Genomic DNA, 23,819 nt, shown 5'->3' with positions numbered 1-23,819 from the left:
GAAGGAAGACAATATGCAATTTAGTGAAGAACAACTACTCATACAGGATATGGCTCGGAGTTTTGCTCAAGAACAAATCAAACCTAATGCCAGCGAGTGGGATAAGCATGGCATTTTCCCTAAAGATGCATTGGCACAAATGGGACAACTGGGTTTTTTAGGTATGTTAATCCCTGATCAATGGGGCGGTTCTGAAACTGGAAATTTGGCTTATGTGATGGCGCTTGAGGAAATTGCAGCTGCTGATGGTGCAACCTCGACTATCATGAGCGTACATAACTCAGTTGGCTGTGTTCCAATTTTAAAATTTGGTACAGAAGAACAGAAACAACGCTTTTTAGTTCCGTTGGCACAAGGTGAAATGATCGGTGCATTTGCATTGACTGAGCCACATACAGGCTCTGATGCTGCTGCGATCAAGACACGTGCGGTCAAAGATGGTGATGACTATATTTTAAATGGGGCTAAGCAATTTATTACTTCAGGTGACAATGCTGGGGTAATTATCGTCTTTGCGGTCACAGATCCAAGTGCGGGTAAAAAAGGCATCAGTGCATTTCTAGTTCCACGTGAAACGCCGGGATATGAAGTCATTCGAGTCGAAGAAAAATTGGGTCTACATGCATCGGATACCTGTCAAATTGCATTGACAGATGTGCGTATTCACAAAAGCTTAATGCTCGGTCAAGAGGGTGAAGGCTTGAAAATAGCATTGGCAAATCTTGAAGGTGGACGTATTGGTATCGCAGCACAGGCAGTGGGTTTGGCGCGTGCAGCACTAGAAGAAGCAACCAAATATGCCAAAGAGCGCATCACTTTTGGTAAGCCTATATTTGAACATCAAGCCATTGCATTTCGACTTGCCAGTATGGCAACAGAAATCGAAGCAGCAAGACAATTGGTCCACCATGCAGCACGTTTAAAAGAAGCAGGGCAACCCTGTTTAAATGAAGCTTCTATGGCAAAACTTTTTTCTTCGGAAATGGCAGAGCGCGTCTGTTCAGCAGCATTACAAGTGTTTGGTGGCTATGGCTATCTCAAAGATTTCCCGATTGAGCGAATTTATCGTGATGCACGTATTTGCCAGATTTACGAAGGAACCAGTGATATACAGCGCTTGGTTATTGCACGCAGTTTATAGTGCATTTTCATTGAAAATTGTTCGCAAAATTTAAAGCAAAAACAGTTAAATAATTCAGTAAGAATAGGGAATCAATCATGCAATGGCAAAGCATCATATTGCAAAAACAAAATGGGGTTGGACTGATTCAGCTTAATCGTCCACAGGCATTGAATGCCTTAAACAGTCAATTGATTAGTGAAATCAACTTGGCACTGGATGAACTTGAAAAAGATCGTGAAATTGGTTGCATCGTTTTGGCAGGTTCAGAAAAAGCATTTGCTGCAGGAGCAGATATTAAGGAAATGGCTGAACTCAATTTCCCAGATATTTATTATGATGATTTTTTCAATCTTGCAGATCGCATTGCTCAACGCCGTAAACCTTTGATCGCAGCTGTGAGCGGTTATGCACTGGGTGGTGGATGTGAATTGGCATTGATGTGTGATTTTATTTACTGTGCGGATAATGCCAAATTTGGTTTGCCAGAAGTAACATTGGGCGTGATTCCAGGCATTGGTGGGACACAACGTTTGACTTTGGCGATTGGCAAAGCAAAAGCAATGGAAATGTGTTTAACTGCACGTCAAATGGCTGCTGAAGAAGCTGAACAAAGTGGTCTAGTGGCACGTATATTTCCAAAAGCAACTTTGTTAGAAGAAACGCTTGCAGCAGCTGAGAAAATCGCAGAAAAATCGTTGACGGCAACCATGATGATCAAGGAGTCAATCAATCGTGCATTTGAGGTGAGCCTTGCAGAAGGTTTACGTTTTGAACGACGAACCTTCCACTCGATTTTTGCGACTTTGGATCAAAAAGAAGGAATGCAGGCTTTTGTTGAAAAACGCCAAGCGATATTTAAAAATCAATAAAAAGAGGCGCTAGATGAATATTGAAAATCAACTCGATATCGAACAACAAGGCGCTTTGGGGATCATTGCACTCAACCGAGTTGCTCACCTCAATGCACTTTCACTGAATATGATCGAGGACATCATTGCACAGCTCGAACATTGGAAAAATGATGATTCGGTACAGGCAATTTTGATTAAGTCCAATAGTCCAAAAGCATTTTGTGCGGGTGGGGACATTCGCTATTTATATGATTGTTATAAAAATAGTGCACCTGATTATAAAGGCTATTTTATTGCTGAATATCAAATGCTTGATGCAATTCGTGCCTATCAAAAAGCAGTTGTGGTGATGCTTGATGGCTATGTGCTTGGTGGTGGTTTTGGTTTGGCAGAGGCTTGCCATATCATTATCAGTAGTGAGAAATCACGCTTTGCCATGCCTGAAACAGCGATCGGTTTTTTCCCTGATGTTGGTGCGACCCATTTCTTATCAAGGCTCGATGATATCGGGGTCTATATGGCAACGACTGGTGAGCAAATTAGTAGTAGTGATGCCTTGTATTTGGACTTGATTGACTATCATGTGCCGAGTGAACAACTGGGTGCTTTACAAGATGCTCTAGCGGGATCTGACAACTTAAACAAGGAAAAGATCGAACAGATCATTTCTCGATTTATTACTCATCCAGCCGCAAGTCAATTGCAAGATTTACGTGATGTGATTGCGCGACACTTCTCATTTGAAAATATCGATGAAATCGAGCAAAGCCTTGAAAATGAAAAGGATGAGCAATACAAAGCATGGGCTGAGAAGATTTTGTCGCTTTTGCAGCAACGTTCATTGATTGCCAAACAAACCAGTTTGAAACTACAGCATTTGGGACGTGGAATGTCTTTGCAACAATGCATGCTGTTAGAACGTGATCTACAAGATATTTGGTTTGAGCATGGTGACTTTATCGAGGGTGTACGTGCCTTGATTGTTGATAAAGATAAAACACCAAAATGGCAAAAGAACAATCCTGAATTGGAGCAAATTTTAGAAAAATTAGCGTAATTCAAGTGCTTTTATATCGTTTTAAAGGAGAAAACTGAAAGATCAATGTCTATGTTTAAGGTGGAATATAGACATTTAAAAACAAAAAAGATAAGGATGGATATCAATATGTCACAAGTACAAGGAAATAACGTAAATCAGAAAAAATCATCACATCGTTTAGCTGGTATCTCCAGTATGGTTGGGACGACTATCGAATGGTATGACTTTTTTATTTATGGTGCTGCAGCCGCTTTAATTTTTAATAAATTGTTTTTTCCAAATTTAGATCCGCTTACTGGCGTGCTGGCCGCATTTGCAACTTATGCTGTTGGTTTCATTGGACGTCCATTAGGTGGCATTATTTTTGGGCATTTCGGTGATAAAATCGGACGTAAATCAATGTTATTGCTGACATTGATGATGATGGGGATTCCAACTGTATTGATCGGGTTATTGCCTACTTATGCAAGTATTGGTTATTGGGCAACATTTTTCCTGATTATTTTGCGCTTTATCCAAGGGATGGCAATGGGCGGTGAATGGGGCGGAGCTGTACTTATGGCTGTGGAACATGCACCCGAAGGGAGAAAAGGCTTTTGGGGGAGTTTACCTCAAGCCAGTACTGGTGGAGGGTTGATGCTTGCCTCACTCGCATTGGGCCTTGTGTCTTTACTGCCTGAATCAGCATTGTTTAGCTGGGGATGGAGACTACCATTCTTAGCCAGTATCATTTTGCTTGGTGTAGGTTGGTATATTCGAGTCAAAGTGCCAGAGTCGCCTGATTTTGAAAAAGTGAAAGATCAAAGTAAGGAAATAAAAGTACCAGCATTACAAGTATTTAAGCATCATCCAAAACAATTGCTCAGTATTATATTTGCTCGTGCTGCGGAAAATGCGTGGTTTTATATTGCTTCAACATTTGCTTTGGCTTACACAACAACGCAATTGGGTATCGCAAGACAGGAGATCTTATTTGCAACGATTTGTGGTGCCTTCGTCATTTTATTTATGACACCTTTGTGTGGACATTTGTCTGATAAAGTTGGTCAGCGCAATATGTTTAGATTCGGTTTGATTGTATTGGCGCTCTATTGTTACCCATTTTTCAGCATGTTAAATACTAAAGATCCTATTCTAGTTTGGACTGCAATTGTAGTAGGCGTAGGCGTAGTATTTCCAATTATGTACGCACCTCAATCGCAATTGTTTGCTCGGCAGTTTCCTGCAGAAATTCGTTATAGTGGTATTTCTATTTCAGTGCAGTTTGCTGGCATTATCGGAGGAGGTCTTGCACCATTAATTGCAACAAAACTTCTGAGTATTGGTCATGGAAATCCTTCATTGATTGTCATCTATATGCTGTGTATGGCGTTGATTGCGATTGTAGCAGTATCGTTTATGAAGCCTGATTTTAAAACGCAGGAAAATAAAAAATATATTCAAAAATCAATTTCTTAATATATTTTATTAACGCTTTTCAAGCCTTTTGTAGTCAAATAACAAAGGGCTGGTTGCATGTTGCTAAACGGGATTCAATTTGTTTTTTTCAATTTTTAATATACAAAAAAAAGCCCTTATCTTTCGATAAGGGCTTTTTCGTATCTGGAGCGGGAAAGGAGACTCGAACTCCCGACCCCAACCTTGGCAAGGTTCACCGACATAAATTACATTAAATATATTAAAAGTACATTAAACTAAATACATATAAAACAAATACTTAATTCCTTAATATTTAATGATGTAATTTAAAGTAGGGTAGAGTAAGAAGAAGTTAGTCACTTTAATATGCATTAAAATTCAACAATAATAACCAACATAAAATATGCTTCTATTTTTTATTATTTTTATTTTTTACTATTTGATAAAAATTATTTAGCTGCTGAGGAGTCCTGAATTTGGTAAGCAGCAATAGTCAAACAAATTGACCTAGATTCTTGGTAAGCGTCCGCTGAGCCCCATCGCTATTTTTTAATTTGAGTTGGGTTTCCATCGGTGTGGCAGTAATTCTTCTATTTGGGTCACTTTCAGTGTCGGCAGCCTTTTCAGCACATCACTTAAATAGGCATAAGGATCTAGCCTATTCAGTTTTACTGACTGGATTAAAGGCATGATGTTCGCCGCTCGCTGACCAATGCGCAGTGAGCCAGCAACCAGCCAGTTCTTACGTCCCAACGCCCAGGGGCGCATTTGGTTCTCCACCCCTTGCGAAGCAGTGCTTCTTGTATCAGTAACCCACCGTTGATTAGGCTGCGTTGGATTAAATCGGTGGCTACTCAACAGTCGCTCTTTACGAAGTCTCGCACATCATAACGCAATAACTTTGTCAGGTTTTCTGAATCTTAAATCCATAATATTGTGTCTTATGTTTAGATATGGCTATTAAGCCACAAAATAATGGAGTTATAAAATGTGTCGGTTGATCGGTGAAAAGGTGCTTTATTGGCTGATTAGATCCTAATAGATTAAAGAAATCTAATTAGACATTTACAATCTAATGGAATCTATTGCAATGAATCAATCGTTGCGGCGTAATTGAGATGACTACCATCAAGATTTTCCCAGTCAAAAACGATAAGCTACCATAGCAGTTATCAGACTCACCGTATTTACGGGTTCTAATCATTTGCAAGTATTTGAAAGTCTGGATGCAATTTTTTCCAATGCTCTCTTAGTTTTTCTTTATGGGCAGAACCCATTGGTAAATCTAGTAATAGCGCTGGCCATACTGACCGTGCTTTGTCCATGATCTCGTGAAGTTGTTTTTCAATTACACGCCATGGAACACCGACTTTTTCTGCCCATTGTTCAAAGTGTTTCATCTCAGCTAAATACCAATCTTTATTTTTGGCAAGATTCAATGCGAAGTGACGCTCATTTTCAATATATACACTTGTCATCAATATATCGTATGCGGGAGATAATCTTGGTGTTCTTTTATCGTGATAAATCATACTCCAGTTCTTTAAGTGTGCATCTCCATTGGCGAGTAAAATATTGATGAGTAAACGGCTGGCAAATTGCTGAATATCAGAAATTTTGTTATCTGAATACTGGTAAATGATCTTGCCTATCTGCTCATAATTTGTGGTACTGTATTTCTGATGTGGATATGCACCAAAGATCTGAGCAAAATCTTCAATATGAATAAGCTCTGTAGTGTTAGCAGTACTCTGTCTATCGAATCTCTTAATTGCAAAAGCATATTGCTCTTGGGGTAAATTTAATGGTGGAAGGTCTTGTAAGAGTGCCATATCCACCAAGCGAATCTCAGGGACATCTATTCCGACCATTTTGGCAAGGGTCATCATAGAATATTCATTCAGTGGAACAAAAGCATGTCTGGAAGAAGGAGTTTTGATAATCCAATCCCCGAGTAGACTGGATTCCGTTGCCTGCGCTAATGTAAAACGCCCGTCTTTGGCTTTCATGGAAAACTTCATTTGGACGCCGGCCAAGGAAAACTTATTATCTGTTCGAATCTCTTGTTTTAAGATCTGATCTGGATTCGAGATCTGAAGCTTGAATTTTATTTCATCTGGGATTTCTTCTGGATCTAATGGGGTCGCAATGAGTGCTCCAGGTAAGTCATGACCTAAAGCTGCCAATAACTGAAATTCATTGTCTATATGGATTTTGAGGCTTTGTGCAATTAGTTCGCGTAATGCACCTTCTGGTAGCAAGTTTGATAGCAAGGGGTGTAAGCGCTGATGTGTAACATAGGTCTTTTCTAAAATCTTATCTGCTTGGGGATACAAGGGGGAAGTAAGCAAGCTCAAGGTCGGGCGTTGCTGATCAAATCGGAAAGAATCCGTAAAAACCAGAATATTTTTTCCGCTCTGAAATCCTGCCAAGTATCCAATGACAGCGTGATGTAATGTTAATTCCAGGACGGCAACAGTATTCATGGTTCCTCTCCTCCGAGAAGACCCTTCCATGGGTTAGTCATTAAGTCATCCTGATCTTCAATAGTGACTTTAATTTCATCATTCAATAATTGTCTGATCAAATGAACCTTATCATCAGGGATGAGCATCAGTTGAGCATTTAATCCTGCCGCTATAATTTCTAAGGTCTCTAATCGAGGGTTGCCCTGACTTTCCAGTTTTTGGTACTGCTGTCTTGAAATGCCTGTACGTGATTGCATATCAACTTGCTTTAAGCCCAATTGGGTTCGTCTTTTTTTGATTTGCTGAAGTAAAGACTTATTCATTGTAGATACATTTATTGCTTTTAGGTCCTATAAGAAACATATTAGTTTCTTTTTTTTTGAAAAGCAATTTATGAATTTATCATTTCGATCTGTAAAATAGCCCTACTTGTATGTATGCAGATGTTATATCTATGTTGTTGGATGTAAATACCAAATGATAAGAGCCTGTAAATAATCTCATTCATCATATTCTGCAAATATTTCTTCAATTTCATCCCACTGTGGCAATTTAAACTTTTTTTTATTCACTTCGAATTGTAAACCCACGCCATCAAGCACACGTTCAAATATGTCAAATGAACCTGTAAAACGGCCATTCTCTATCTCTGAAATTGTTGTTTTATTGACTTTAGTCTTTTCTGAAAGACTTTTCTGTGTATAGCCTAACCCTTTTCTTGCTAAACGTATTTCTTTACCTATTTAGCCTCTTGTAGCCATATCAATTTTTTTCTCCCGAAATTTGTTAGCCATATAGCAAACTTTTAGCTAATTATGATGAATGTTCGCTATATAGCAAACTTTGTATACTGGTTCTTGAATAGTTATTGATTTATAAGATTCGATTTTGCCTCTCATCAGGTTAATAAAATCCAATATATAGTAGCAGTTTGCAATCAACTGACGGAATTAGGCCAGACATATACAGCTTGAGAAGAAGGGGGATTCTTATACCTTGCATTTAAATTATTGGAGAGGACTGAACCGTACCGGGTTTATCGGAGAGTCAATATTCTGAGAGACTATCCCGATGACAAAATTAAAATATACCCCTGAAATCAGAGAAAGAGCGGTTCAATTATTGATTGAATCTGAAAAAGATTATCCATCGAATTGGGCTGCAATCACAGCAATTGCGCCTAAGATTGGTTGTACTCCTGAAACACTTCGTGCCTGGCATCAAAAGCATTTAGATCAGCAAAATCCTATTAAAGTACAACAGATATCTGATCAAGAAAAAATGAAACAAATGGAACGTGAAATTAAAGAATTAAAGCGTGCCAATGAAATTCTACGTAAAGCAGCCGCTTTTTTCGCCCAGGCGGAGCTCGACCGCCCACACAAATAATGGTGGATTTCATCCATAACAATAAAGATTTATATGGTGTTGATGCGATTTGTAGAATTTTACCAATCGCAGCTTCAACCTATTACCGAACTTTAGATCTCGCTGACAATCCAGAACATCGAGCGAAACGAGATCTACATGATGAGCATCATGCTGAACAAATTAAACGAATTTGGAAAGAAAGTTCAGGTCGATATGGTGTGCGTAAGGTCTGGCAACAATTGAAACGTGAAGGTTATGTTATCGCACGTTGTACAGTTGCTCGATTGATGCAGAAGCTAGCTATACAAGGTGTTTGGCGTGGTAAGAATAAACAAACCACCCGTAGCCGAGATGATCAAAAAAGAGCAGATGATTTAGTGAAACGTAATTTTAATGCTGATCATCCTGACCAACTGTGGGTGAGTGACTTTACGTATATTCAAACTCATTCAGGCTGGGTCTATACCGCCTTTATTATTGATGTGTTCTCACGAGCAATTGTTGGATGGAAAGTATCGACACGGATGAATACAGATATGGTGCTCGATGCACTTGAGCAAGCATTGCACGATCGAGGCATGCCAAAGAATGTGATTCATCATTCCGATAGAGGTGTTCAATATCTTTCTATTCGCTATACCAATCGTTTAGAAGCTGCAAATTTACGAGCATCAGTCGGTACAACTGGTGATTCATACGATAATGCTCTGGCTGAAACGGTGAATGGCTTATACAAAACAGAGGTGATTGAATATTTAAAAGCAGATTGGCAAGGTTTAGCAGATGTACAACTTGCGACACTAAACTGGGTAGATTGGTTCAATAAAAAGCGTGTACACAGTGCACTGGGTTATGTATCGCCTTTTGAGTTTGAAGCAATGTACTATGATAAGATTAACCCGTTAGGTCAGGTGGCCTAACTTAAATAAAAAAGTCTCCGACAAACCCGGTACGGTTCATCTTGAGAAAGTTGGGTGTATTGCTTCATTGGGTGCTTTCCAATTGCGAGTTGAAAAAAGTCTAATGATTTTAATATACCTAAATTTTTCAACTAACTACAAATATGTCGCACTTGGTATTTGAATCTGCGAGATATTAAATTTAATTTTAGATAAGGAAACAACGGTTAAATTTTTAACAGCATATAGTGATTTCTAGTCCTGCAACTTGGAGTTCAAGAGATCGAGGTCTACCAATACAGGCTAGATGTAAACAGAATTTAAACGCTGCCAGTGCTTTGGCGTCTTTTGTTGAGTAAAGCTGGAGACGAACATAATCTTCTTGGGTCGTAGGATGCTCTGTTGTGCTCGATTTAGCCAGCTTTAGTAACAAAGGTTGTTTCTTTTTATCTAACAATTGTACCAAGTCTTGTCCAAGCAAATGCCAAAACTGATGGGGAAACAGGTCTATTACCTTGAAATAAAATGATTCCAATTGATCGATTTTATTCCATCGATAATGAATGCCGGTATGCGAAACCGTAACACGATTTAAAAATGTCTCAAGCACCACTTTTATTTGATCTGGTTTTTTTTCAAAGATATTTTGAATATTTTCAAAGAAATAGTTCCTTGCTGTGCGCTCTTCAATGGTATCAATCATGGCAGGTTTCAACGGTTTATCCAGATGATTTGTATTGTTGAGATCAAATAACCTTGGGTTGTTTTTTTGAGACTTGAGTTGGCCCAGTTGTTTGGCATTTTCATACCAATAGTTAACCAGTTCGACAGGTAAACTCATTTCTTGTGATACCCGATCTGGATCATGATGAATTTCTAGTAAATTTAGGCATTTAAAAAACCATGCAAATGAAACTTTAGATTCTTTTGTTCCCGCGAAATATTTAAAAAAGTCATGAGGCGGAGTGTTACAAGAAACCTCATCTAGAATGTCTTCTACGTTACTTTTTAACCAGTCAGTTTGATCGTTGAGTAACTGCTGACTTAAATGGACAGAATGTTTTTCGAAATTGAATGGAGCAGAATCTTTCGCTGTGTTTAAAAATTTGAAAGAAGGTAGGTAGCCCATCATCTTTTTTGCCAGTTGAGTATCGATGTCTGGGTGATATTGCAGTATTTTATGTCCAGCAATCAGGTAGCTTAGATGAATATAACTTTTAAAAGTTTCTGTAGGGTCAATGTGACCCAGTAAATGGGCAATCATAAACCAATGATTTTGACCATGTGTATGACGGAGTAACTCTGTCCGAATGGACTGATATTGTTCTTCAGTATAATCCGTCAGATTCTTGACCAGTGGAGCGTAATCGCAGTTGAGCAGAACGGATAAGTGATTGGCAGCCGTGTGTCGAAATGAGTGAAAAGAATAATCATGAGTTTTAAAAAGCTCGTTCATAATCATTCTAAAAGGTGTTGTCACCGTATGTTTGTTCAGCTTGCTATTTTCATTCCAATTACGGAATAGGTATAAGTTTTCCTGATTGAGTAGTCGTTGCTCGACTACATGATTATGAAATAGTTGATATTCATCGGTTTTTAATAAGCAATACACAGGGACTTTGCGTTCAGCACTATCTGTTTTAAGTTGATGTAAGTTTCCTTTCTTTTTTGAGCCGTAGGGCTGAATCCATACGGATAGACAGCTCAAGCCCTCGATATCCCGCACACGTAAGCCGAGAATTTCATTAATACGCATACCGGTACGGTAAGCTAAGATATAGATGATTTTTAATGTCTTATAAGTATTTTCTTGACTATTAGCCCCTGAAAATAAGGTATCTAACTTGTTCATGAAAGCTTGATAAGTCATGGGACCAATGATACGTGCTCTCGGTCTGTTTTGTATGGCAATTGACTCTAATTCGAGAGACTCAGCGTCAAAAACTGTTTGTTGAAAGCTATGGAAGCGTTTCAACATCCTGACGGTCTGACCACTGGATTTTTTAAACTCAGGTTGGCCTGCTTCATCTGCGAGTCGGGTATTCGTGATGATTTGTTGGTAGATCTTCGCTAGGTTCGTATTCAGATCATCTTCGCTATCTAGATATTGTAAAGAATGGGTGAGCCATGGCTCGGCAATACGCGAATAATAAGTGTAAATCGAACCGTCTTTTAAACGCTTATTCTGCTGAAACGATTTTTGAAATTGGTTTACGCAAAAATTAAAACGTTCAGCCAGTGGCTGAATCTGTTCTAATTCTGGTTTATAAAGGCTGATGAGCCATAAGGCGACACGTTTACTGTACTCATTAAATTTATTAGTATTTTCAATGCAATATTCAATGATTAATGCATCGATACTTTGATCAGTTTGTGATGTACGAATCAGTTGTAAAAGGTCTTTGTGAATCTTTATAACATCATCCAAGGCTTGCTGAATGTCATCATTAGAGTAGGATTGACTCACAGTAGATGGTGATTTTTCTACATTTGAATCAGTACGAGTGTCCTGCTGATATTTAAATTTTGGATGAAGAAATCTTTCAAATTCTATTTCTGATAAGCCACAGGTTGCAGTATTCTCAATGAGGCATTGTGAAAGTGCAGGATCAATGTCAACTTTCGGGAGTTGCATCCAGTTAAAGTTGGCGTAGTCGCGTAACAATTTATAAGTTTTGAGATTAAATGGTAACTTAATCTTATTAAAAATAAGCTGTAGATAGTCTTCTACCTTCTGGTTTACTGTACGAATATTTCTGCTATTAAAATGAATTAACCATAAGCGTGTAATTTGATCCGGAATAAAATTACGCGATTTACGGATGGTTTTTTCATCAATAAAGAGATCTCCATAAGAGGGGGAGAGCGGTTCTAAAAATATAATGTTCAGATCTTCGATCTTTCTGATTTTTGCCGGATCTTTTAAATGTTCAAGCAAAGCTTCTAAAGAGGATTTTTGATTTAAGCCTGAGTAAAGCAGGGCAGAAATAACAATATTCCCAATGATTTCATCATCAGAAAATGCCTGGCTATCTTTCGCTAGAATCCAGTAGTCCCAAAGCTTATCAAGAACTTCATCAACCTGATGTCCCTTCTCGATCCAGTCCATTGTAAAAACCGGCTGATCACGCTGCATCTCAAATGTCAGATTCGGTAGGGGCAAAGTCTCACGACGATTTAAATTGATTCGCTTGATATATGACCGAAAAAATTCATGCGCATATTTTTTCCATGCCAAGCTTGAAGCTTTGCGTTTAATAAACTCATAAATTGCTGGATAGAAGGATTCAAGGTGCTCTTTTTGTTCCAAATCTTGTTCTTGGAAATATTGAATTAGTTCCTGTTCTACATCTGCTCTAAGCTGTTTTTCCTGATCGAGTCGGTCTCGTTTTCTACGTTCTTCTGCATATAGTGGTTGAATTTGCTTAGTACGTTTATTGAGTGAGGACATCGAGTTCAATACCGGTAATATTAAAATGATCTTTCATTTGTTCAAGAATATGAGCAATGCTTGAATATTGTGAAATAGATAAGCTGGAATAAGGATGAGCAGCTTCTTGCTGCATCGGTTCATGACCGAATAAAGCTAAAATTTCAATTTCGCTAATTTTATGGCTGAGAAACGCACGGGCAGTATGCCGGTGCCAGTTTTCATGGTGCAAACCTAACTCAGGATTAAATTTTTTTATAATCGATGGCTTTAAGGGTTTCCATTGACCATCCTGAAAGATATTCAACAGTGGGAGCTTGCTCTCTAAAATTTGTTGAATATGTTGTGGAATTTCTGGCTGACTAGGAGCAATTTGAATTTTAAAATAATGTAAAAAATCTATGAATTTCTGGAGTTCTTGTACAACAAAATGACCCAGTGGAATTAAACGTCCATAGCCTTGACGCCCACCCACCTCTTTATCAGAAACCATGCATATTTTTCTTTTCAGGTTAAAGCTTTTTAAAAAACCTGGAAATTCAGCGACTGGTCGTGCAGCAGTAAAGAGCAACAAAAAATGCCATATCCACAGATTGTAATGATTGAAAATTGCTATCCAGTCGTCTTCTTTTTGTGAAATTATTCTGAATTTGAGTGTGGCAAAGATATTTTGAATCACATTTGAAGTAGGTGCTTTGCGGCTACCAAAGTTTTTTTCTGCAACATATTCGATATTCTGGTAGTCATCGGATAACGACTCACACAGCTCTTTTAAAATTGAGACATACTCGGTCTGTAAAGCCTGAATATTCTGATGACAATAAGAAGTAGAAGAAGACTTGTTTGCATCAATACCGGTGAGAAGGTCAGCAAGCTGTTTATTTCCAGTGCGTTGCAAAATAGTCTGATGTAAAAGAGAGCTAATTCTTATCAATGATAATTTTGGAATATAAAATTTGGCTCTCAGCTGTTTCAAATGTTGCTTAAGGTCCTCTTCCGTAACGGTGTTACCATCTCGTAGCAAAGCAATAAATGAATTTGGAATTGGGATATCCAGATAGACTGTTTGGTTGAGCAAACCATCTGGATAAGCAAAATCCTTATTTTCAAAAATTGAAAATTTACTTCTCAGAAAATATTGGCCATTGCTTTGCTTGATCTGTTGGCGAGCATTTAAATTTTTAGCACGTTTACTTTGTAGACGTAGCCACTCCTGGATTTTATTTCCGGTCAGAAATGACAGCATCAGGATCAAGGATGCCTTCTTTTTTTTGGTTTCTTTATCCTTGTCGTTAGAGTCCTCTTCAATTTCAACAATGTAATTTTTATATAGTTCAGTAAGTAGAGCACTTATATTTGTGATATTAGGAAAGAGGCTGCTGTATGGCAGCAAATGTTCTTTTCGTTGAATATGCTTGGCAACCAGAGGCAGCACATAGCTCTGGCTGGATTCTGAATATGCAGCAAGAGGGGTAACGATGGTTGGGTCTACAAGTATTTGACGTGTATCTTGGTCATCTAGTTGTTTTTCTATATTGAGCGCTTTTGACTTTTTCCCCTTCTGAACTTCTGAACTTTCTTCAATCAGCTGATCTTCATCTAAAAATTCATGTTGTAGTGTAGTTTCAATACTCGCTTTGGCAATTTTTGCCCTATTTTTCAAAACGTAATTAAAGCTGATACAGATAACTTTTAGCAGGTTTTGCATAAAATCATTTGACGACTTTTTATTACTATCTTCATCAATGACATTATTCAAATATTGAACAAATTTCGCTAAGGAGCGAGTAGGATTCTTAAGATGCTTCTCCCAAAGGAGTAGGTATTCAGGAGTATTTTGATATTCTTTTTCAGAATTTAGAACCCGATTGGCTGTACGGAAACGCTGAAATAAACGTTTTACAGTATTGAAATGTTCAGTGTGATCCTCTTCAAAAAGTTCAGGTTTAATGTCTGGCAGTGCAATTAAATAGATTGCTGCTTTTAAGACCAGGATATTCCAGATTAAAGCATTTCCTTCTGACTCTGCTAATTGTGCAATTGAGTTCACATACCAAGTGACTGGTGTTGCGCTAACAGTATGTTTCCGAGATGAGACCAAGGCAGCTGGTCTAGCAACAACAGAATTGGTTACTAGATCAAAATCTAATAGATCGAGATTGAGACCCTGTAGACATTGATCGGTTGGGTGTGAAATCAGTAAATCAGCAACATATTGAATATGTTCGGTACGTTGGAGTTGCTCATCATCAAAGAGTTTTTCCAGTGTCTGTTTTAATGATACCCGCGGAATATCAGCAGCATTTTGACGGCTTGGGTTAGGTTCTGACATTATGTTTTCCATAGCTGATCTGGCGTGAGAACGAAGTCCACATTGTTTAAAAGCTGTTGCACAATCCCACTGGTTTGTTGTAGTTGATCAAGCACATTTTGTCTTTTCCGGTTTATAACTTTATTGCGGTAATTCAGTTGATTTCGTGTGTATGAGAGTAGTTTTGCTAGCAGGTCTAAGCTCATAGTACGGTGAGGTTTGAAAGAATTTTCTTTGTTTAAAGCCAGGATAACTTCAGATGAAATATGGGCATTAATCAGCGATTGCATTTTTTTAGGGTTAAGTCGGTCCAGTTCATGATAAAAGAACAGAAATTTTATGAATTCTGAACTTGCCTCTTTTTTTAATAGTTCAACTTTCTCCTCATTTTGAGGGAAAGAATGAACAAGTAAGTTAATACTTTTTGGTATGTGCTGAGACCAATATATAAACCACTGAAAATTATTTGTAATGGTAAAACCAGAGATATTAGGATCTTTCCATACGTGAAGTTCGATACTTGGATTTAATGTAGACAAATCAGTTTTTAAGGATTTAAAAGCCTCTTGATAGCAAAGATAAATTCCAGAAAAATAAGGATGTACACTGATTTGGACTTTATTAAAATTTTTGCACAACAATTTTTTTGGTATGCCAAATTCTTCATCAAAATCAAAAGCTGTTCCCATAGAAATGAGAGTCCCCAAAAAGTGTAAAAAATAATCAAGTGAATATTCTTATAGTTTTTTGAAATATTAAACAAGGTTGATCCACCCTATATCTTGTGTATATTAACAATTAATATACAATATGTTGTTATTTTTATATAATTTTAAGAACTAAATAACAATCTATAACATGCTGTATATTTAAAGATATAGAGGTTCTTACTTAGGAAATTAAAAAATTGAAACAGGTAGAAATTGTTACAAATATTCTAAGCAATCAATCTCCCACTCGAGTTTTCAGCCTTATTTACACATTAGAGGTATAGTTTCAAGCCTGATAAAAACGGAGCTTGGAAATTTTTATTAGCTAAAGAACTGAAAGAAGTTGAATATTAAATTAATACAGCCTCAAAATTAAAATGGACCTCTTTACCTAGAGGGCTATTATTTTGAGTTCATAGGGGACAGCTCTAGTTATCCCAGTATGAGACAGCCTCATTTTGAAGCTGTTTCAAATGCTTTTGGACTCATTCTTTCGAGATGCTAATGGCACCTGATTTGATTATAAAATATCTTTATATAATCTTATAAGTTTTCTAAGTGACCTAAATTTTTATTTTGTACGCTATGAAGGATAGTTTGCAAAATTTCAATTCGTGCAGCATATTTACTATCATTGGCAATGATGTACCAAGGAGAAATATCTGTGCTCGTGTATTTGAACATATCTGATGCTGCTTGTAAGTAGGCATCCCACTTTTCTCTATTACGCCAATCATCTTCTGTTAATTTGAAGTTTTTTTGAGGTGTATTTTTTCGCATGTAAAAACGACGTAATTGTTCATCTTTTGAAATTGCTAGCCAAAATTTTATAACAATTGTATTCGTATCAGACAGTTGTTTTTCGTACTGATTTATTTCTTCATAAGCATTTTGCCATTCTATTGGGTTAATTAAATCTTCTACACGTTCTACAAGTACACGTCCATACCAGCTGCGATCAAAAATATTAAGTGCCCCATTCGTTGAATGCTTATTCCAAAAACGCCACAAATAAGGACGTAATCGTTCAAAATTTTCTGGTGCTGAAATACTATGAATATTATATTCGTGTAGCCCTAGAAATTTAATGATGCGCTTAATTGAACTGCCTTTACCTGCGGCATCCATACCTTCAAAAACTAATACAACGTTATGTGATGAATAACGTAGAACATCTGCGACTTTCCTTTCTAGTTGTTTAATGGTTTTTTTATACTCTATGTGGCTAATTTCACTTTTTTTTATTTGAGTTAAACTTGAAGGAATAGGTGCCGCCTGATATTTTAATTTATTCTTAATTTGTACAGGTGGTAGTTTTAGATGTTTAAGTATTAATTGAGAAAACTGTGTATTTCTTTCTATATTGTTTTCACTATTAATGATTACCCAATCGTGGGTGAATCTATTTCTTAAAGTTTTAATTTGATTGTATAAGGTTTTAGTTTTCCATTTTTTTTGTGGAAAATCATCCCATGTAAAACGTGGAACTCTTTGGATTTTATTAATAATATCAATATTTTTTGTGCGAATTTTTACTTTGCTCCATGAAACTTCAAACCAAACTTTAATAATATCTACATTATTATTTTTTAAGTAACTTTCAAATTCATATATACGCTTTAAGTGTTCGTTGAATGCATTATTTTGTATTTTTTCATCATTTAATATAGTTGACGCTAGTAAATCAGTATACCAATTTCCATAAAAAAACATGATTTGTCCATTTTTTGGAATGTCATTTATGTATGGTTGCCAAATTAATTTATTTTCTTTGACTCTATTTGGGGTTTCAGCCTTAATTTTTAAATATCTAGGATCCATTAATTCACTTAGCTTTTTGATTGATTCATTTTTTCGCGTTAGTTCAATTCCGCCAATTATTACTAATATACTCTTTGATTTAGAATTCTTGAGTTTATATTGTTCTTGAATTAATTTAATGGAGAGGTCTTGATAATTCATTTTAAGTCTCGTTTAAAAAATTTTTAATAAAATAATTATAAATTCAGTTGTAGTCAATGTTATTGTTTTATGATTAAAGTTGTTTTGCAACAACTTTTTTTTGTGCCAGTAAAACAAAACTGACTAAAAAGATCGGTATTTTTTTAATTATTATTTTTATTAGTGTGGTTAATATAAGTTATTGTTTTTATTGATATTTAAAATATTAAAATATTAATTTTTGACCTTTTTTTATTTTAAGTTTATATTATTTATAAGAAAAAGTTGTCGACAGCAATATTTTTATATGTCTTTGGAAGGGGGCTGTTATGAGTCTTGAGATTTCAACTGTTTTAGAACATAAAGAAAACTTGAATAATGCTTTTTTTAAGAAAAAGACACAGGTTAGAGCAATTGAATCTGATTTTAAGATGGTGAATCAGACTATTAAGCTTCTATCAGAAGGTGGCGTTAATGCAGTTACATTAGAGGCAGTAGGTGTGAATGCTGGATACAGTCGCGGTTTAGTTTCTAGGCGCTATGGTTCTAAGGATCAATTACTTGTTCGAGTTTTAAATTATTTGGAAAACTGGTTAAATGAGAAATCTAAAATTGCAACTAATAATAAATATGGTTTAGATGCTATTAATTCATTAATTTTAAGTATTTCAGATGATTTTTATTTGTATCGTGAAAAATATAGAGCATATTTTTGGTTGAGATTTTATGGTTTAGAACAAAATAAAATTTTAAATGAATGTCTGGTAAAATCTCATAATATGCGTGAGGAAAACACTATTAAATGGCTTAAAGAAGCATTAGCTCTAGAGGAATTATCACGAAATGTAGATATTGAAATGGTACATGATTTTATTAAAACATCATTGATGGGTTTAGTTCATAACTGGATGGTAGATCCTAATTTTAATATTGAAATTAGATTGAAGCAGTTAGTTTGTATTCATTTAAAAAATATGTTTTCAAATTCTCATTTGTATCATTCTATTAATTTTTGGGGTGAATAATATTATGCAATTTACCCAATTAAAATATAGTAGTTTTTTAATTATATTCAGTATTACTGGTTGTCAACAAATAGATCCTTATCAACAGCCTAAAATTTCTTTATCTCATAATTATCCGATTCAAACTCAGCACTCTTACCAAGCACTTTCTTGGATTGATTATGTCAAAGATCAACAACTTATTAATATTGTCGATCTGGCACTAGTGGCGAATCAGGATTTAAAGATTGCTTCATTACGTATGCATGAAGCACAAGCGGCTTATAATATTCAACGTGCTGAACTTTTTCCCAATATAGGTGGTACTGCGAGCATGGAACGCAGTCATGTGCCTGCCGACTTATCTTATGTCGGTAGAGAAGTGACATCCAGTCAGTATTCTGTGGGTCTTGGCATGAACCAATGGGAGCTGGATTTGTGGGGTCGTATCCGCAGCTTGAATGAAGCGGCTTTGCAGCAATTTCTTGCAGTTGAAAGCAATGTGCATGCAGCACGCAATAGTATTATGCAGCAGACTGTTCAAAGTTATTTAACGCTGTCTGAACTGGATAAACGTATCCATTTTGCTCAGCGTTCTGTACAGAATTATGAAAAATCAGTACGAATTTTTAAGCGCCGTTTTGAGGTGGGTGCAGGCTCTAAAGTGGAATACATGCAAGCAAAAACAATGCTCAGTAATGGTCAAGCTTTGGTGGCTGAATTACAGAAATCCCGTGCACTGACTGCAAACTATTTAGTGCAATTGGTGGGACAGCCGATTTCTTTGCCTAAAACAGATTTAGATCAAGTGACTTTTAAAACAAGTATGCTACAAACGGGTTTGCCTTCAGACTTATTGTTGAACCGTTTTGATATTCATGCTGCGGAAGCAATGCTTAAATCTAAGCATGCCAATATCTATGCGGCACGCGCAGCATTTTTTCCACGTATCGCACTGACGGGCAGTTTTGGAACAGCCAGTGCAGATTTAGACGATTTATTTAAATCTGGCAGCAGTGTTTGGTCGTTTGCTCCAAGTATCAGTGTGCCGATTTTTACTGCGGGTCGTCTAAAAAATAATTTGACCTTAGCAGAAGTGCGTAAAGAGATTGCAGTGGCAGAGTATGAAAAGACGGTACAGAACGCATTCCGTGAAGTCTCTGATGCACTGGTTCAACAGAAATATTTAGATCAACAATTACGGATTCAGAAACAAGGACTCAGTGCTTTCCAGGAAACTGCACGGCTGGCACAACTGCGTTATGACAACGGTGCTGTGGGATATTTAGACGTTTTGGATGCACAGCGCAATTTACTTAGTGCAGAACAGCAATTGATTGAAACGCAAAGTAGCTTAATGCAGTCCTATGTCAGTCTTTATTTTGCCTTGGGTGGTGACACCGCATTTGCAAAAAAAATTTAAAATATTGGGTAATTAAACATGAATTTTAAGAAAATAACCATTGCTGGGTTCATCGTTGTTTTAGGGTTGGTCGCTTATCTGATCTGGAAAAATATGAATAAGCCAGACACTGATGCCTTAGTCAGTGGCAATGGACGTATTGAAGCCACTGAAATTAACGTATCTAGTAAGCTATCTGGTCAGTTAGAAGAAATTTTGGTTAAAGAAGGTGACTTTGTCGAGCCTGGTCAAATCTTGGCGCGGGTTAAAATTTCTACTTTAGAGGCCCAATTGCGTGAATTGGAAGCCCAGCAGCGTCAAGCACAGGATGCAATTGCCACTGCTGAAGCACAAGTGTCAATGCGCATTAGTGAAAAATCTGCTGCTGAGGCAATGGTACAGCAGCGTGAAACCGAATTGATGGCCGCTAAAAACCGTTTGGCGCGTACTGAGGTTTTAGCCAAAGAGGGAGCCTCATCAAAGCAGCAACTCGATGATGAACGTGCCTCTGCACAGCAAGTAGCAGCGGTATTAAGCGCAGCTAAAGCACAAGTGCAAAGTGCGCAAGGTGCGATCGTGGCCTCTAAAAGTCAAGTTTCAGCGGCTCACTCTCAAGTTGACGCAATCAAAGCATCGATTGAACGTATTAAATTTGATATGGATGATGCGCAATTACGTGCTCCATTAAAAGCAAGAGTGCAGTTCCGTGTTGCACAGCCGGGTGAATTGGTGGCAGCAGGTGGACGTGTTTTAAATCTGATTGATCTGTCTGATGTGTATATGACCTTCTTTTTGCCGGAAACTGTCGCAGGGCATATCGCCATTGGTACAGAAGTTCGCATTGTGTTGGATGCCGCGAAAAATGTGGTGATTCCTGCCAAAGTGTCATTTGTTGCAGATACTGCACAGTTCACACCAAAATCGGTGGAAACTGAAAGCGAACGCCAAAAATTGATGTTCCGTGTTAAAGCGAAAATTGATCCCACTTTATTAAACAATAATATTGAACAAGTCAAAACAGGTTTGCCGGGTGTGGCATATATTAAAATTGATGATCAGGCAGTGTGGCCGACATTTTTAGAGAAAAAAGCTAAATGATGACACAACAATCTGAAAAAGGATCGTTTGTTGCAGAAATTGAAAATGTCAGCCTGAAATATGGAAAAACAGTCGCGCTTAATAAAGTGTCGTTAACGTTACCTGCAGGTTGCATGATTGGTTTGATCGGTCCAGATGGGGTAGGTAAATCTAGCTTATTGGCTTTGTTGTCAGGTGCTAAAATTGTGCAGCAGGGGAAAGTAACAGTCTTGGGTGGTGATATTGCAGATAAATATCATCGAATTCAGGTCTGCCCATATATTGCCTATATGCCTCAGGGTCTAGGAAAAAACCTCTATAAAACATTAACTGTTGAAGAAAATTTACAATTTGTGGCCCGGTTATTTGGACATGATGCCATCGAGCGCCGCAAACGAATTGATGAACTGACCAAGAGTACAGGTTTATACAATTTTTTAGATCGCCCAGCAGGAAAACTTTCTGGCGGGATGAAGCAGAAATTGAGTCTATGCTGCTCTTTAATTCATGATCCGGATTTTCTGATTTTAGATGAGCCTACAACAGGGGTTGACCCTTTGGCGCGAGCGCAATTTTGGGAATTAATTAACCGTATTCGCAAAGTTCGTCCACATATGAGTGTAATTGTTGCTACTGCTTATATGGATGAGGCACAAGGTTTCGACTGGCTTGCCATGATGGATGATGGGGAAATTTTAAAAACTGGCACACCGCAGGAGCTGCTCAGTCAAACCCAAAGCATCAGCTTAGAAGATGCATTTATTAAATTGCTGCCAGAAGAAAAAAAAGCCGGTTATGAACCTGTCGTGATCCCGCCCTTGCCGGATTATGGTTCAGATACCTTTGCACTTGAAGCGAAAGATTTAACAGTAAAATTCGGAGATTTTACTGCTGTAGATCATGTTAATTTTCAAATTAAACGTGGTGAGATTTTTGGCTTTCTAGGTTCAAATGGCTGCGGTAAATCTACCACCATGAAAGTGCTGACGGGCCTCTTAGAAGCATCGGAAGGGCAGGCATGGCTGTTTGGTCAGCCCGTTGAAGGCAGCAATATTGAAACCCGGCGTCGTGTGGGCTATATGTCGCAGGCTTTTTCCCTGTATAGCGAACTGACTATTGTGCAGAATTTGGTATTGCATGCCAAATTATTTCATGTGCCACAAGAGCAAATTGAGCCGCGTGTACAACTGATGCTCGAGCGTTTTGATCTTGAGAATGTGAAAGAAAAACTGCCTGATGATTTGCCCTTGGGGGTTCGTCAGCGTTTATCACTCGCAGTGGCACTGGTGCATAATCCTGAAATTTTAATTCTGGATGAACCAACATCTGGGGTTGACCCGATTGCGCGTGATAATTTCTGGCGCTATTTAATCAATTTGTCGCGTAATGATGGGGTCACGATCTTTATTTCAACGCATTTTATGAATGAAGCCTTGCGCTGTGACCGAATGTCAATGATGCACGCTGGACGGGTGCTTGACAGTGCGTCACCAGCACAGCTGATTAAAAACCGCCATGCTGAAACACTTGAAGAAGCTTTTATCGGTTATTTGATTGATGCTGGTGCAGGCACTAAAGATCAGCCCAATGATTTGGCGGAAAGTATTGCTGAAACAAATGGCAGTAAAGAACTGAATGCCAAGCCAAAAAAATTCAGTTTGCGCCGGTTATTGAGTTTTGCCTGGCGTGAATCTTTGGAGTTGGCGCGTGATCCGATTCGCGCCACCATGGCTTTAATGGGGTCATTAATTTTACTGCTGGTCATGGGCTACGGCATCACCATGGATGTTGAAGACCTCAAATTCGCTGTGCTGGATCGTGACCAAACGAGCTTAAGTCAAAACTACAGCATGAGTATTGCAGGGTCGCGCTATTTTATCGAACAACCATCGCTGCAAAGCTATGATGATATTGATCAGCGTATGCGTAGTGGGGATATTTCCTTGGCGATAGAAATTCCGCCAAATTTTGCTCGTGATGTTGCTCGTGGTGAACAGGTGCAAGTCGCTGCGTGGATTGATGGTGCGATGCCACAGCGTGCAGAAACTGTGCAAGGTTATGTGCAGGGGATTCACACGTATTGGCTGATGCAAAAAGCATTAGAACAAAGTGGTTATAAAACATCTAGCGCTGTGAGTGTTGAAACCCGCTACCGCTATAACCCAGATATTAAAAGTTTGCCAGCAATGTCGCCCGCAGTACTGCCTTTATTACTGCTGTTGATTCCTGCCATGCTGACTGCTTTATCTGTGGTGCGAGAAAAAGAATTAGGTTCGATTGTGAATTTGTATGTCACACCAGTGACGCGAACAGAATTTTTAATTGGTAAACAGATTCCGTATATTTTGTTGGCAATGCTGAACTATTTCCTTATGTGTTTGGTCATGGTTACTTTATTTGATGTACCTGTAAAAGGTAGCTTCTTTGCTCTGACCTTAACTTCTTTTTTGTTTGTAATTTTTGCCACAGGTATGGGGCTATTGGCATCTACTATTACCAAAAGCCAGATTGCTTCAATGTTTTTAGTCATGATTGGGACTTTGATACCAGTTATGCAGTTTGCTGGAATTATCAATCCTGTATCGTCTTTGGAAGGGTTTGGACGCTGGTTTGGGGAAATTTATCCGGCAACGCATATGGTCAATATCAGTCGTGGAATTTTTAATAAAGGTTTGGGCTTTGATGATTTGAAACAGGCCATTTGGATCATTGCCATGGCTGTTCCGGTAGTAATGTTTGCTGCTATTGCCTTGCTGAAGAAACAGGAGCAATAA

At 37.8% G+C, this 23,819-nt stretch carries 16 protein-coding genes, 1 pseudogene and 1 other annotated feature; of the genes and pseudogenes, 9 read left to right on the top strand and 8 right to left on the bottom strand.

What is annotated here, in order from left to right:
- The first annotated feature begins 13 nt into the window (after nucleotides 1-13).
- The 4 genes from F960_RS03885 (at nucleotide 14) to F960_RS03870 (ending at nucleotide 4,471) form a co-directional block, all read left to right on the top strand.
- Nucleotides 14-1,141 carry an acyl-CoA dehydrogenase family protein gene (locus F960_RS03885; protein ID WP_004858439.1) on the top strand — a complete coding sequence of 376 codons (1,128 nt, stop codon included), beginning with the start codon at nucleotides 14-16 and terminating at the stop codon, nucleotides 1,139-1,141.
- A 77-nt stretch (nucleotides 1,142-1,218) separates the two neighbouring features.
- Nucleotides 1,219-1,992: an enoyl-CoA hydratase gene (locus tag F960_RS03880; protein ID WP_004858435.1), complete on the top strand. Its 774-nt coding sequence runs from the start codon at nucleotides 1,219-1,221 to the stop codon at nucleotides 1,990-1,992.
- Nucleotides 1,993-2,005: 13 nt separating this feature from the next.
- Nucleotides 2,006-3,031 (top strand): enoyl-CoA hydratase/isomerase family protein, encoded by a 1,026-nt coding sequence (locus F960_RS03875; protein WP_004858432.1) that lies wholly within the window; start codon nucleotides 2,006-2,008, stop codon nucleotides 3,029-3,031.
- 108 nt (nucleotides 3,032-3,139) lie between these two features.
- Entirely contained in the window at nucleotides 3,140-4,471 is a 1,332-nt protein-coding gene (locus F960_RS03870; protein WP_004858430.1) for an MFS transporter, read from the top strand.
- A gap of 510 nt (nucleotides 4,472-4,981) precedes the next feature.
- Here the strand turns inward: F960_RS03870 and F960_RS03865 are convergent.
- The 4 genes and pseudogenes from F960_RS03865 to F960_RS03850 form a co-directional block, all read right to left on the bottom strand.
- Nucleotides 4,982-5,212 (bottom strand): annotated as a pseudogene (locus F960_RS03865) (transposase domain-containing protein); the annotation flags it as partial.
- Between the two features lie 416 nt (nucleotides 5,213-5,628).
- Entirely contained in the window at nucleotides 5,629-6,918 is a 1,290-nt protein-coding gene (locus F960_RS03860; protein WP_004858425.1) for a type II toxin-antitoxin system HipA family toxin, read from the bottom strand.
- A complete protein-coding gene (locus F960_RS03855; protein WP_004282130.1) occupies nucleotides 6,915-7,223 on the bottom strand; it encodes a helix-turn-helix transcriptional regulator in 309 nt (102 codons plus the stop codon). The genes F960_RS03860 and F960_RS03855 overlap by 4 nt, the downstream gene beginning before the upstream one ends.
- A 177-nt stretch (nucleotides 7,224-7,400) precedes the next feature.
- Entirely contained in the window at nucleotides 7,401-7,643 is a 243-nt protein-coding gene (locus tag F960_RS03850) for a helix-turn-helix transcriptional regulator (RefSeq protein WP_228134750.1), read from the bottom strand.
- 328 nt (nucleotides 7,644-7,971) lie between these two features.
- On the opposite strand from F960_RS03850, the gene F960_RS03840 reads away from it, so the two are divergent.
- Nucleotides 7,972-9,191, top strand: a protein-coding gene (locus F960_RS03840) for an IS3 family transposase (protein ID WP_085945812.1) whose coding sequence is annotated in 2 segments (ribosomal slippage) — nucleotides 7,972-8,248 and nucleotides 8,248-9,191 — 1,221 coding nt in all. Because the reading frame shifts where the segments join, the coding sequence is not laid out codon by codon here.
- Nucleotides 8,247-8,363, top strand: a sequence feature (AL1L pseudoknot). It overlaps the preceding gene by 117 nt.
- Before the next feature lie 214 nt (nucleotides 9,192-9,405).
- Here the strand turns inward: F960_RS03840 and F960_RS03835 are convergent.
- From F960_RS03835 to F960_RS03820, 4 genes are all read right to left on the bottom strand, one after another.
- Nucleotides 9,406-12,621, bottom strand: coding sequence for a tyrosine-type recombinase/integrase (locus F960_RS03835; protein WP_004858420.1), 3,216 nt, complete (start codon nucleotides 12,619-12,621; stop codon nucleotides 9,406-9,408).
- Nucleotides 12,605-14,932 carry a hypothetical protein gene (locus F960_RS03830; protein ID WP_004858417.1) on the bottom strand — a complete coding sequence of 776 codons (2,328 nt, stop codon included), beginning with the start codon at nucleotides 14,930-14,932 and terminating at the stop codon, nucleotides 12,605-12,607. Before F960_RS03830 ends, F960_RS03835 begins: the two co-directional genes overlap by 17 nt.
- Nucleotides 14,932-15,600, bottom strand: a complete 669-nt coding sequence (locus F960_RS03825; RefSeq protein ID WP_004858414.1) for a hypothetical protein — start codon at nucleotides 15,598-15,600, stop codon at nucleotides 14,932-14,934. Before F960_RS03825 ends, F960_RS03830 begins: the two co-directional genes overlap by 1 nt.
- A gap of 564 nt (nucleotides 15,601-16,164) precedes the next feature.
- Complete coding sequence (locus tag F960_RS03820) at nucleotides 16,165-17,583, bottom strand: hypothetical protein (RefSeq protein WP_004858410.1); 1,419 nt, start codon at nucleotides 17,581-17,583, stop codon at nucleotides 16,165-16,167.
- Nucleotides 17,584-17,891: 308 nt separating this feature from the next.
- Here F960_RS03820 and F960_RS03815 point away from each other — a divergent pair, with 308 nt between their 5' ends.
- The 4 genes from F960_RS03815 to rbbA are packed head-to-tail and all read left to right on the top strand — an operon-like array spanning nucleotide 17,892 to nucleotide 23,819.
- A complete protein-coding gene (locus tag F960_RS03815; protein ID WP_004858408.1) occupies nucleotides 17,892-18,587 on the top strand; it encodes a TetR/AcrR family transcriptional regulator in 696 nt (231 codons plus the stop codon).
- A 4-nt stretch (nucleotides 18,588-18,591) separates the two neighbouring features.
- Nucleotides 18,592-19,989, top strand: a complete 1,398-nt coding sequence (locus tag F960_RS03810; protein WP_004858405.1) for an efflux transporter outer membrane subunit — start codon at nucleotides 18,592-18,594, stop codon at nucleotides 19,987-19,989.
- Nucleotides 19,990-20,007: 18 nt separating this feature from the next.
- Nucleotides 20,008-21,066, top strand: a complete 1,059-nt coding sequence (locus F960_RS03805) for an HlyD family secretion protein (RefSeq protein WP_004858400.1) — start codon at nucleotides 20,008-20,010, stop codon at nucleotides 21,064-21,066.
- The gene (rbbA, locus tag F960_RS03800; RefSeq protein WP_004858397.1) at nucleotides 21,063-23,819 is read left to right on the top strand and encodes a ribosome-associated ATPase/putative transporter RbbA; all 2,757 of its coding nucleotides are present in this window, start codon (nucleotides 21,063-21,065) and stop codon (nucleotides 23,817-23,819) included. The genes F960_RS03805 and rbbA overlap by 4 nt, the downstream gene beginning before the upstream one ends.

It is taken from the genome of Acinetobacter gerneri DSM 14967 = CIP 107464 = MTCC 9824, from assembly GCF_000368565.1.
GTDB lineage: Bacteria > Pseudomonadota > Gammaproteobacteria > Pseudomonadales > Moraxellaceae > Acinetobacter > Acinetobacter gerneri.
The sequence above is the reverse complement of the archived record's forward strand: the minus strand, read 5'-3'. Positions and strand labels throughout refer to the sequence as shown.